This window comes from Allomuricauda sp. TY007 (assembly GCF_010468565.1).
Lineage (GTDB): Bacteria > Bacteroidota > Bacteroidia > Flavobacteriales > Flavobacteriaceae > Flagellimonas.
On sequence record NZ_WUEG01000001.1, the window covers coordinates 163,457 to 175,709 of the forward strand.

At 44.3% G+C, this 12,253-nt stretch carries 12 protein-coding genes; 10 read left to right on the forward strand and 2 right to left on the reverse strand.

All coding sequences use genetic code 11. The annotated features are described in order from the left end of the window. Positions 1-48: 48 nt before the first annotated feature. Positions 49-3,183 carry a glycosyl hydrolase gene (locus GO009_RS00755; RefSeq protein ID WP_163624239.1) on the reverse strand — a complete coding sequence of 1,045 codons (3,135 nt, stop codon included), beginning with the start codon at positions 3,181-3,183 and terminating at the stop codon, positions 49-51. 108 nt (positions 3,184-3,291) lie between these two features. Between GO009_RS00755 and GO009_RS00760 the strand changes: the two genes are divergently transcribed. The 6 genes from GO009_RS00760 (at position 3,292) to GO009_RS00785 (ending at position 8,833) form a co-directional block, all read left to right on the forward strand. Continuing rightward, a complete protein-coding gene (locus tag GO009_RS00760; protein ID WP_163624240.1) occupies positions 3,292-4,080 on the forward strand; it encodes a DUF1080 domain-containing protein in 789 nt (262 codons plus the stop codon). Positions 4,081-4,090: 10 nt separating this feature from the next. Then, positions 4,091-5,515, forward strand: coding sequence for a Gfo/Idh/MocA family protein (locus GO009_RS00765; protein ID WP_163624241.1), 1,425 nt, complete (start codon positions 4,091-4,093; stop codon positions 5,513-5,515). 15 nt (positions 5,516-5,530) lie between these two features. After that, positions 5,531-6,034 (forward strand): DinB family protein, encoded by a 504-nt coding sequence (locus tag GO009_RS00770; protein WP_163624242.1) that lies wholly within the window; start codon positions 5,531-5,533, stop codon positions 6,032-6,034. Between the two features lie 64 nt (positions 6,035-6,098). Continuing rightward, positions 6,099-7,172 carry a P1 family peptidase gene (locus GO009_RS00775; RefSeq protein WP_239057357.1) on the forward strand — a complete coding sequence of 358 codons (1,074 nt, stop codon included), beginning with the start codon at positions 6,099-6,101 and terminating at the stop codon, positions 7,170-7,172. An 11-nt stretch (positions 7,173-7,183) separates the two neighbouring features. After that, the gene (locus GO009_RS00780) at positions 7,184-7,624 is read left to right on the forward strand and encodes a DUF4440 domain-containing protein (RefSeq protein WP_163624244.1); all 441 of its coding nucleotides are present in this window, start codon (positions 7,184-7,186) and stop codon (positions 7,622-7,624) included. A 69-nt stretch (positions 7,625-7,693) separates the two neighbouring features. Beyond that, positions 7,694-8,833, forward strand: coding sequence for an SPFH domain-containing protein (locus GO009_RS00785; RefSeq protein WP_163624245.1), 1,140 nt, complete (start codon positions 7,694-7,696; stop codon positions 8,831-8,833). A gap of 87 nt (positions 8,834-8,920) precedes the next feature. Here the strand turns inward: GO009_RS00785 and dprA are convergent, their stop codons facing one another. After that, positions 8,921-10,027 carry a DNA-processing protein DprA gene (gene dprA / locus GO009_RS00790; RefSeq protein ID WP_163624246.1) on the reverse strand — a complete coding sequence of 369 codons (1,107 nt, stop codon included), beginning with the start codon at positions 10,025-10,027 and terminating at the stop codon, positions 8,921-8,923. 105 nt (positions 10,028-10,132) lie between these two features. On the opposite strand from dprA, the gene GO009_RS00795 reads away from it, so the two are divergent. From GO009_RS00795 to GO009_RS00810, 4 genes are all read left to right on the forward strand, one after another. Beyond that, on the forward strand, positions 10,133-11,077 hold the full coding sequence (locus tag GO009_RS00795; protein WP_163624247.1) for an SPOR domain-containing protein: 945 nt from the start codon (positions 10,133-10,135) through the stop codon (positions 11,075-11,077). Between the two features lie 59 nt (positions 11,078-11,136). Further along, entirely contained in the window at positions 11,137-11,649 is a 513-nt protein-coding gene (locus GO009_RS00800; protein WP_163624248.1) for an acyl-CoA thioesterase, read from the forward strand. Between the two features lie 76 nt (positions 11,650-11,725). Continuing rightward, positions 11,726-11,959 carry a hypothetical protein gene (locus tag GO009_RS00805; protein ID WP_163624249.1) on the forward strand — a complete coding sequence of 78 codons (234 nt, stop codon included), beginning with the start codon at positions 11,726-11,728 and terminating at the stop codon, positions 11,957-11,959. Then, positions 11,944-12,246, forward strand: coding sequence for a type II toxin-antitoxin system RelE/ParE family toxin (locus tag GO009_RS00810; RefSeq protein WP_163624250.1), 303 nt, complete (start codon positions 11,944-11,946; stop codon positions 12,244-12,246). The genes GO009_RS00805 and GO009_RS00810 overlap by 16 nt, the downstream gene beginning before the upstream one ends. Positions 12,247-12,253: the final 7 nt, after the last annotated feature.

Here is a 12,253-nt window from a genome sequence, read left to right on the forward strand (position 1 = left end):
TGTTGTACAAAAAAAGCCCCTATGCAAAAACATAAGGGCCTCATTTATTTATTCTTCGATGCTCAAATAATTTAATTTGAGTTGGTTGAACTCTTCGTTGAAAGCCGAAATTTCCTCGTCGACCAATGTATCAAAAGCTTTTAATTGCTCATTGATTTTAGCTGTCATCTCGTTTTTAACTGCGATGTCTTGCTCGGTTGGCGGGAAATCATCAATGGAAACCAAACTGTTCAAGTGTGCCAGTTTGTTGGTCAGTTTGATGGGAAAGTTCAATGGGTCTTGGTTACTTCTGTTCTTGGTTTGATACAGTTCTTTTTCAATGGAACTGAATTGCTCTTTCATTTTTTTGGCTTTTTCCACCAAAGCTTTGGTCGCTTCATCATTTTTATACTTTTTGATGAATTCGTCCAACTTGCCATTGATCTCCCTGATTTTTTTAATGAATTGATGCGCTCTGTCCACAGTTTCGTTCACCTCGGTGATGAAATCGTACTGTTTTTGCATATCGGCCACCGTAACTTCTGCCCTTGGATCGGGAAGAATGGTGAAGTTCTCCGTTTGGGCATTTCCGTTTACATTCAAACTAACTTTGTATGTTCCAGGAACGGCTTTAGGCCCGCTTAGGTTGGCCCACCACAAAATCATGCCGTCCAATTTTTCGGCACCTTTGCCACGGGTATCCCAAACATAGGTGTTTCCACCTTTCTTGGCCTTCAATTTTTTATCCTTCTCCTTGGCATAAGTGCTATAGGTTGCCAAAGTATCGCCGTTCATTTTGGTATAGGTTAATGAAACACTGTCCTTCTCGGAAAAATCTTTCAAGTAAAAATGAGTAATGACTCCGTTGGCCAAGTTTTCGCCTTCTGTTTTTGATGGTTTTCTAGCTGCTCTTCCTTTGGTTCTATAACTATCTCTTGGCTTGTACAAAATAGCATCTGCAGATTTTGTGGCATCATCCAATTGGTGCAACACGGTAAGGTCATCAATCACCCAAACACTTCTACCTTGGGTCGCCACAATCAAGTTGTCATCTTTAATGGTCAAATCCGTAATGGGAACAATGGGCAAGTTCAACTGAAACTTCTCCCAATTGGCTCCATCATTAAAAGAAATGTACATACCGGTTTCCGTACCTGCATACAACAACCCTTTTCTTTTTGGGTCTTCTCGTACCACACGGGTAAAGTGCTCATCTTCGATTCCATTGGTAATTTTTGTCCAAGTTTTTCCGTAATCGGTGGTTTTGTAAAGGTATGGAGCAAAATCTCCCAACTTGTAACGCGTGGCAGCTACGTAGCAAGTCCCTTCATCAAAAGCGGAAGGTTCAATGCTGTTGATCATGTTCCATTCGGGCATATTGGGCGGGGTTACGTTTTCCCAGGTTTGCCCTCCGTCTTTGGTCACATGAATCAAACCATCATCACTGCCCACCCACAATAATCCTTCTTTCAATGGACTTTCATTGGCGGCGAAAATGGTGCAGTAATATTCCACACTGGTATTATCCTGTGTAATGGGTCCACCGCTGGACACCAATTTTGTCGGGTCATTTCTGGTTAGGTCACCGCTCAACAACTCCCAACTCTGACCTTCATTGGTGCTCATGTGCACATGATTGGAGAAGGTGTACAATTTATTGGGGTCATGTTTGCTGAACATAATGGGGAAGTTCCACTGAAAACGGTACTTCATCCCTTCGGCACCATGCCCCATGGGGTTGTCTGGCCATACGTTAACGGCCCTTGTAGTGTTATTGGCGTGGTTCACGCGGGTCAACAATCCGCCGTAACTACCTCCATAAACAATATCATCATTGGTTGGGTCCACGGCAATGTGGGCCGACTCGCCTCCCGCAGTTTCTTCCCAGTCGTCTTCTCCAATGGAACCGTCATCGCTTCTGTAATTGATCCTAAGGGTAGAATTATCTTGTTGTGCCACATAAATACGGTATGGAAAAGCATTATCCGTGGTAACCCGGTAAAACTGTGCCGTAGGTTGGTTGTGGTAGGTACTCCAGGTTTCCCCGCCATCATAACTTACCTGGGCACCCCCATCATCGGCCATAATCATGCGATTGGAATCTTCCGGAGCAATCCAAAGGTCGTGGTGATCACCGTGCGGGGCATTGGAAGATTCAAAGGTTTTTCCTCCGTCCGTACTTTTATGATAGCTCACATTCAGCACATAAACCACATCTTCATCATTGGTGTCGGCATATACCCGGGTATAGTACCAAGCACGTTGTCTCAAGCTTCTGTCACTATTTACAAGAGCCCAAGTTTTTCCTGCATCTTCCGAGCGGTACAGACCTCCCTCCTCTTTGTTTTCTACCATAGCCCACACCCTATTGCTGTTTTGGGGCGAAACGGCCACGCCGATAATTCCTAAAGTATCGGTCGCGAAACCTTCGTTGTTGGAAATCTCTGTCCACGTTTCTCCGCTATCGGTACTTTTCCATAATGCTGAACCTTCTCCGCCACTGTTCAAACTATAGGGAGTTCGTTCAATTCTCCAGGTTGATGCATACAAAATCCGTGGGTTGTTCGGGTCAAATGTCAAATCGACCGCTCCAGCCATATCATTGGCAAAGAGCACTTTTTTCCATGACTCTCCCCCATCGGTACTTTTGTAAACGCCCCTTTCTTCGGTAGGCTTGTACAAATTGCCCATTACAGCGGCATACACAATATTGTGATCGTCGGGGTGTACCCGCATTCGGGAAATATGACGGCTTTTGTCGAGGCCCAAGGATTTCCATGTTTTTCCAGCATCCTCGGTTTTCCAAACACCATAGCCCGATGAAACATTGCCGCGAACGGTCTGTTCCCCTCCACCTACATAGATCACATTGTGGTCGCTTTGCGCCACCTCAACGGCACCGATACTCCCTCCAAAATAACCATCGGAAATATTTTCCCAAGAACGACCTCCATCTGTGGTTCTCCAAACACCACCGCCAGTGGCTCCAAAATAATATAGATTGGGTTCTCCAGGCACTCCAGCAACCGTTCCGGAACGGCCTCCACGGAAAGGACCTATCAATCGGTATTCCAAACTTGAGTATAATTTTTCGGGATATTCCGGTGCGCTTTGTTTTTTGTTCCTGCGCTGGGAATGCATTGGGGCAATAAACAATGTTGCGGTAAGCAAAAGCATACCAATTTTGAAAAAGCAAGTCTTCATTTTTAAAGTGTTGAGTTAGTCTGCCTTAAAAGTAGTGAAAAAGGCACAAAAAAATTATCCAATTATTTTGTACTTTAACCTCGCAGATAAAAAATCAAAAACTAAACCATGCTCAAATTTTTAAGGCTTGCCATTTTAATCTTGGCGATAGCTGCTTGTAAAAACCAATCAAACAAAAAAGACGAAGCAACAACCCCCACAACTGAAGAGAAGAAATCTGAATGGACCTACCTTTTTGACGGCACCAGTCTAGAAGGCTGGCGCGGCTATGGTATGGATTCCCTGCCTCCAGGATGGACAATAAAGGACAGTGTCCTCACTTTTGATACCGAATTGGGACTGGAACAGGATTATACCGGCGGGAAAGATATTATTTATGGCGCCGAAGAGTTCGATAATTTTGAGCTCTATCTGGAATGGAAAATACCCAAAGGGGCCAACAGCGGAATTTTTTACCATGTAAAAGAAGGTTATAATGGGCCTCCTGTTGTGTCTCCAGAATATCAGATCATCGACGATGAAAACTATGCGGACATACACGATTTGACAGGGTACAACTCGCAATTTGGTGCAGAACACCCAGAGCTTCTTCAAGATTGGCAAAAAACAGGTGCCGATTATGCCATGCATACCGCGGACGAATCTCAAAAACAACTGAATCCGGTAGGAGAATGGAATTCTTCAAAAATTGTGTTCACCCCCGAAAAGGTGGAACACTGGCTCAATGGTAAAAAATTATTGGAATTTGTACCGTGGTCCGATGACTGGAAAGCCAAAAAGAATTCGGGCAAATGGGACAATGCGCCCGACTACGGAAAATACAAAACTGGCTACATTGCCCTTCAAGATCACGCGAGCCCCATTTGGTTTAGAAACATAAAAATTAAAAAACTATAACCTCCAGACCATGAACAAAAGAGAATTTATCAAGAAAAGTAGTGTGGGAGCACTTGGAATCATGTTTGCCCCTTCCATTTTAAAGGCAGGCTTCCCAAAAGAAAAACTAAGAACAGCCCACATTGGAGTCGGTAATATGGGGATGGAGGACCTAAAGGCCGTCTCCTCCCACGAAGCAGTTGAGGTAATCGCTCTTTGCGATGTAGATGCCATCAACCTATCCACAGCCCATAAAATGCATCCGGGAGCACGTATCTTTTTTGATTACCGTGCCATGCTGGAAGAAATGGGCGACGAAATTGATGCCGTTATCGTTTCAACACCCGACCATACCCATGCACCAGCCTCGTTAATGGCAATGAACATGGACAAGCCCGTTTACTGTCAAAAACCATTGACACACTACGTTTCCGAATCTAGGGAAATGAAAAAATTGGCAGCCGAAAAAGGATTGGTCACGCAAATGGGTATACAGGTACACTCTTTTTACGATTACAAACTGGCCACCCTTTTGATTCAATCCGGTATTATCGGAAAAGTACACACCGTGCATGCATGGTCTCCCAAAAACTGGGGTTACGATGGTCCATTGCCCGAAGGTGAAGACCCCGTTCCTGACCAGTTGGATTGGAACCTTTGGTTGGGCACCTCCAAAGAAAGGCCTTATAAAGATGGAATGTACCACCCCGGAAACTGGAGGAAACTCATGGATTATGGCTGTGGCACCTTGGGCGACATGGGCGTGCATATTTTTGATACCCCGTACAACGCTTTGGAACTGGATGTTCCAAGAACCATTATGACGCAGTGCAGACCCACCAATGGGTTTGGTTTCCCAGAAAAAAATACGGTTACCTATGAATTCCCAGGCACCAAACACACAGGCAAATCCCTAAAATGGATTTGGTACGATGGACCTGGCGTTCCAGAAATGCACGAAGACCTTATGTTGCCGGGCATGGAAATGAAAAAGGACAAAAAAACGACTAATACGAGTGACGAGAACAGCATCTCCTTGGATGCAGGTGTAGCGGGTGAAAACGAGTTACCAGAACAGGGAGCTATGTTCGTGGGTGAAAAGGGACGTTTGTTGCTACCTCACTTTATGCAATTACCAAAGAAAATCAGGAAAGGGAAATACGTGGATATCTCCAAGGAAATTGCCAAGGTTTCCGAAGAGCACAACTTGGGAGAACCTATCCGAAATTATGCCACTGAAGGACCTAAACACTACCACCAATTTGTAGATGCTTGTTTGGGCAAGGATACCACTACCGCTCCTTTTGATTATGCGGCAAGACTGACTGAAACTATTCTATTGGGAACCATCGCGGGTCGTTTTCCCGGCGAGACATTGCATTGGGATGCAGAAACTGCCCAATTCAAAGAAGAAAAAGCCAACAAATATTTGGCTGGGGATTATCGAGATTTTTAAAAAGTAAAATTTTCTATGTCATCCTCTCAAGAGTATTGGCTAAGTGGTCCCATACATGATGTGCCCGCACTGTTGCAACCTGCCGCACATGCACTGTTGCAATCGGTACGTGAGGTAAAGCAGTATTTATCCGATTTTCCCGAAGATAAACTTTGGGAAAAACCATTTGGCAGGGCTTCGGTCGGGTTTCACCTAAAACATTTGACAGGCGTGTTAGATCGATTAATGACCTACGCAAAAGAAGAAACCTTGACAGATGCACAATTCCAATACTTAAAAAATGAAGGGAATGGAGAAAATGCTCCAACATCGCAGCGATTAATAGCTGATTTTGAGACAAAGGTGGGCCAAGCTTTGGACTATTTTAAAACTATCCCCGAAACGACGCTTACAAACAAGCGCTTTGTGGGAAGAAAGAAGCTCCCCACTACCGTAATAGGATTGCTTTTTCATGCGGCCGAACACAGCCAACGCCATGTGGGACAATTGCTGGTTACGGTGAGCGCTTTAAAAGATTAATTGGTCAGTTATGAATAAACGAAATCCCAGCTTTTGTTTTTTATTTTTCATATTCCCGTTGTTGATGCTATCACAAAACCGTCTTCGGGACCATGGGGTCGAGATTGGTGTCCTAAAACCGGGAGCCTTGAATGCCATCACCGATGTGCCTGGTGTGCAAGTAGGTCATTCCACACTAATTGAGGGGGATAACATTAGAACAGGAGTCACTGCCATTCTTCCTCATTCCAAAAACATTTTCCAGGAAAAAGTGCCCGCTGCTATTTATGTGGGCAATGGTTTTGGCAAACTCGCTGGTTACACCCAAGTAAAGGAACTAGGGAATTTGGAAACGCCCATCATCTTGACCAACACCTTAAGTGTTCCCACAGCAATGAATGCCGTTATTGGCTACACGCTCAATCAACCTGAAAACGATGATGTCCGTTCCGTAAATGCCGTGGTCGGTGAAACCAACGATGGTTATCTCAACGACATCCGTGGACGACATGTAACTGAGGAACATGTGCTTGAAGCCATTGAAAATGCAAAGTCTGGTCCCGTTACCGAAGGTAATATTGGAGCGGGTACTGGAACCATCTGTTTTGGGTTTAAAGGTGGGATTGGAACATCATCCAGAGTGTTGCCCAAAAAATTGGGCGGCTATACCGTGGGCGTTTTGGTGCAGTCCAATTTTGGAGGTGTTTTGCAGATTGCAGGCGTAGAGGTGGACAAGCAACTCGACCGCTATTCGGACGCTCTCAAATATTCTGCGGATGGTTCCTGCATGATGGTCGTGCTCACCGATGCTCCATTGGATTCCAGAAACTTGGAACGCTTGGCCAAAAGAGCGATGCTGGGTCTTTCACGAACGGGGGGTATTGCCAGCAATGGCAGTGGTGATTATGTAATCGCCGTTTCCACAGCAGAAGCGTGCCGAATTCCATACCAAAGTGAAAGTACAGCACAAACCACGACAACTTTACGAAATGAAGCCATGACACCTTTGTTCCTTGCTACCATTGAAGCGACCGAGGAAGCCATCTTGAATTCCCTTTTTGCCGGGGAGACGATGATTGGACGGGATGGACACAAAATCGAGGCCATTCCAAAGGAACAAGTATTAAAAATGTTGAAGGCAGCAGGAAAACAAAATTAAATTCCACCCTTATGAAAAAACTATCCTTCCTTGTATTTTTCTTGTCAATTGTGTGTTTTTCACAGTCTTCTCAAGAAACTGCGGATAAAACCGCCATTCTCAACGTATTGTCCACCCAACAAGCAGCTTGGAACAATTACGACATCGAGGAGTTCATGGAAACTTACTGGAAATCGGATGAACTTACCTTCTACGGCAGTTCGGGAGTGGTAAAGGGATGGCAAAGCACGATGGACCGCTATAAAAAAAGCTATCCCTCCAAGGACCATTTTGGTAAATTGGAATTGGTGTCCAACGATATTTCCAAAATCAATGATGATGCCTATACAGTGATGGGCAAATACCATTTGACCCGACCCGTGGGCAATTTGCAAGGTATTTTTATGTTGGTTCTCAAAAGAATTGACGGGGAATGGAAGATTATTGCGGACACTTCGTGCAAGGTGGAATAGCCAAAAATTAAATTTCCGTGCTTTCGACCTTTTTTATACATTGGTAAGCGTAAATCAAAAAACACTACCATGGATATTTTTGGAAAGATCAAAGAAAAACTTAGCAACGAGTTTATCGACATTGTCGAATGGCTCGACTACACCGACGATACCATTGCATATCGGTTTGAGCGCTATCAAAATGAAATAAAAAACGGTGCCAAACTTATTGTTCGCGAAGGGCAGACCGCCGTTTTTATCAATGAAGGGCAGTTGGCCGATGTATTCGGACCGGGCACTTACGACCTTACCACACAAAACCTGCCTATTTTAGCCACCTTGAAGGGTTGGAAATATGGCTTCAACTCTCCTTTTAAGGCCGAAGTGTATTTTGTGAACACCCATTTGTTCACCGATGAAAAATGGGGCACCAAAAGCCCTATCACCTTAAGTGATGACCGCTTTGGTTTGGTAGAGATAAGAGCTTTCGGAACGTATGCCTTTAAAATTTCCGATGCAGGAAAGTTCATCAAGGATATCGTAGGTACGGACAGCAATTTCACCAATTTTGAAATCAATGAGCACTTAAAAAGTTTGATTGCCACTCGATTTACGAATACCGTTGGACAAGCCAATCTCCCAATTGAGCTCTATGCCGCCAACACTACCGAACTTTCGGACACCTGTCGGGAAGTAATGGCCCCCGAGTTTGAGAGTGTGGGTATTTCCTTGGAAAAATTCTATATCGAGAATGTTTCCATGCCCGAAGACCTTAAAAAAGAAATCTTCGAATACAGCCGAATCGACAAACTGGACCTGGACAAATTGACCAAGTTCAAAACGGCCAAAGCCATTGAGGCCGCTGCACAAAACGAAGGTGGTACTGCTGGTGCCGGCATGGGCATGGGCATGGGCTTTGCACTGGCCCAACAAATGGGCGGCATGATGGGCGGAAACACCCAAAGTGCACCACAGCAAGCTGCGCAACCTTCGGCTGGAGCCGTTCCTCCACCACTGCCTGCACAAACCATGTACCATTATGCAACGAACGGAACCCAACACGGCCCAGTGACCTTTGAGCAAATGCGTTCCCTATTCGCCTCACGAACCATTAACCGTGACAGTTTGATATGGAAACAAGGTATGACTGCTTGGACCGCATTGAAAGAGGTAGAGGAATTGAAATCGTTCTTGGGAGGCAATACGCCTCCGCCTTTGCCAACCGAGTAATACATTTGTTGTCATTTATGTAAAGGAACTTGTGACCGAGAAATCTAATCGGAATGATTAATTTTTGAGATTTTCCATATTGACCGATCATATCGCCTCGAACATTTTACCGGGCAATGGTCGGATCACGCCTTTCAATTCCATGTTCAATAAAATGGACGAAACCTTAAAAATTGGCAAATTGCACTCTAAAGCCACGGTGTCCAGCAGTTGTTTTCCGTTCAATTGCAAGTACGAGTAGATTGACTGTTCTGTTTCGTCCAACTCGACGAACAGCTGCCTTTGCACCGTTTTTTCCTGCTTTTTCTCCTCAATTTCCCACCCCAAAAGGTAAACCAGCTCGGCAGCAGAGGTTAATAAATGCGCTTTTTGGTATTTAATGAGGTCGTTACAGCCCTTGCTCCATTTATCAGTCGCTCTTCCGGGAACGGCAAACACCTCTCTATGATAGCCGTGGGCCAAATCAGCCGTGACCAAACTACCTCCTTTTTCGGCAGACTCGATTACGATGGTCGCTTCGCTTATCCCAGCGATAATTCGGTTTCGTTTTAGGAAATTCTCCCGATTGGGTTGACTGCTGCTCCAGAACTCGGTCATAAAACCACCATTTTGCTCCATCTTGGATTGGTATTTGGCATGCACCTTCGGGTAAATTTGATTGAGACCGTGCGCCATGCAGGCAATGGTCTGCAACCCATGATCCATTGCTGCTTTTTGAACGGCGATGTCAACGCCATAGGCCAAACCACTTACGATAATCGGGTCCAAAGGTGCCAATTCTTCAATAAATTGCTGGCAAAACGAAGTTCCGTAGTTGGTTACATTCCTAGTACCTACGACACTGATGATTTTTTGGTCATTCAAATTAATATTACCTCGTTGAAACAACAAAATGGGGCCATCCACGCAATGCTTCAAACGGGTAGGATAATCATCATCCATAAAATAGGAGATAGAGATGTCTTCTTTGGACAAAAATTCGAACTCCTTTTGGGCTTCTTCCAAATGGATGGTATCAAACAAACCTTTCAAGGTCATCTTGCCAATGCCGTCAATTTTTAAAAGATGGTGCAATTTGTCCTCGAAAATGGCGGATGGACTTCCGCAATGGGCAATTAATTTTTTTGCCGTAACATCCCCGATATTGGGAATATTTTGCAGCCGCAAAGCCGCAATAATTTCAGGTTCAGTCATTTGATTTGGGTGTCAAAGTTGTTCACAAAATACAGATTTTGATATGTTAATAAAAAGTTATCCGGCTTATTTTGTGCTGTTGCTTTTTTTCCAATATTTGTGCTTATGCGGATTGATTCATACATAGAAAAACTCTTGTTCGATTACAATTGTGTTGTGGTACCTGGTTTTGGGGCATTTTTGGCCCATGGTAAATCCGCAGAAATTGATTTGGCAAGCAATACTTTAGTGCCACCAAGCAAGACCATTTCCTTTAACGCCCAGCTTTCCAAGAATGATGGTTTGTTGGTTTCCCATATTTCCAAAGAAAAGAATTTGGGGTATGAGGAAATGCTTAAAGAAGTGGAAAACATTGCCCAAGATTGGAACAATAAGCTGGCCCAAGGGGAGAGCATTGAGCTTTTTGGCATTGGGAAATTGTGGCACAACCGCGAACAGAGAATACAGTTCCAACCCGAAGAAAAAATCAATTTTTTAACATCTTCCTTTGGTTTATCAACATTTGCTGCAACACCTATTCAGCGCGAGGTCATCAAAGAAGAGGTAGAAGAATTGGAAGAACGCATTCCGTTTATCATTACGCCAGAGAAAAGAGAGCAAACTTCTTTTAGACCTTGGTTAAAATATGCTGCCGTGATTTTATTGGCGGTTTCCTTGGGAGTTACCTCGTACCGAACTTACGGTGACCTTCAGCAAAAGGAAGTGGCCGCACAGCAAGATGCACAACAGGAAGTGTCACGCTTAATTCAGGAAGCTACTTTTTTTGAAAGTGCTCCATTGGAACTTCCTGCCATCAACATTAAAGTGACCAAAAAGAAACTCGGCAAACACCATGTAATTGCCGGGGCTTTCCGTGAAGAGAAAAATGCTGATAAAAAGGTTGACCAACTCAAAGAAAAGGGATACAACGCTTTTTATTTGGGCGAAAACAAATATGGGCTTCATCAAGTGGCCTACGATAGTTTTGATGATCCCAAGGAGGCACTTGCCTTTTTAAGAAAGGTAAAAGCCGAGGATTCAAGGGATGCTTGGATGCTTTCCGAGAAATAATCTCGCTTTCCTTTAAAAACCATTCCACACTTCAATATCTTTGCGCAAAATTTTAAGGTATGCGCGCTAAAACTCCCAGTGAATCCCGCACGGTGATGACCGATTTGGTATTGCCCAGTGAAACCAACCCCCTCAACAATCTTTTTGGTGGGGAACTCTTGGCCCGTATGGACCGGGCTGCCAGTATTTCGGCCCGTAGGCACAGTCGACGTATTACCGTGACCGCTTCTGTAAACCACGTCGCCTTTAACAGAGCTGTACCTCTCGGGAGCGTGGTAACCGTGGAAGCATCAGTTTCCAGGGCATTTAAAACATCCATGGAGATTTTTATAGATGTTTGGATCGAAGATCGCTTTACCCGCGAACGCACCAAGGCCAACGAGGCCATTTACACCTTTGTAGCCGTGGATGATACGGGGAAACCTACCGAAGTCCCACCATTGGAGCCTGAAACCGACTTGGAAAAGGAACGCTATGCCGCCGCACTACGCCGTAAGCAATTGAGCTTGGTACTTGCCGGCAAAATGAAGCCATCTGATGCTACGGAGCTCAAGGCGCTGTTTACTACTTAAGGGCCTGCCATTGTGCAATCAACATGATAGCTGTTGAATGAAAGTTGTATCTTTACTATAACAAACACAGAATAGTATGGCAACCTTGGATTTAAGACAAAGTGTACTGGAATACGTCAAGAAGGCCGACCACAGGTTCTTGAGACTCGTCAAGGCCATGGCCGACAATTACAATGACGACGATGACGAACGTATCAGTTTGGAACAGTACAACAAGGAATTGGATGAGTCCATTGCCCAAATAGAAAATGGGGAGTTATACTCTCATGAGCAAGTTGGTGAGCACATCAAAAAATGGGCAGAAAAATAATTTGGACACATTGGGCCGAAGCAGACTTGAACCAGGCCTTTTTATATCTACTAGAAGAGTCAAAGTCTATTGAAACAACCACAAGGGTCATTACAGAAATCCATAATTCCGTCAACATTTTGGCAACAGACCCTGAAATCTACAAACTTGATACACTAAAGAGGGGGAATAAAGGAAATGTCAGAGTCTATGAAAAGTTCTCTTATCGGATATCCTATCTTGTTGAGGAAAATGCTGTCTATATTTTGAGGGTCAGGTATGCTAGAAAAGAGCCTTTGGAATACTGATTTGGAT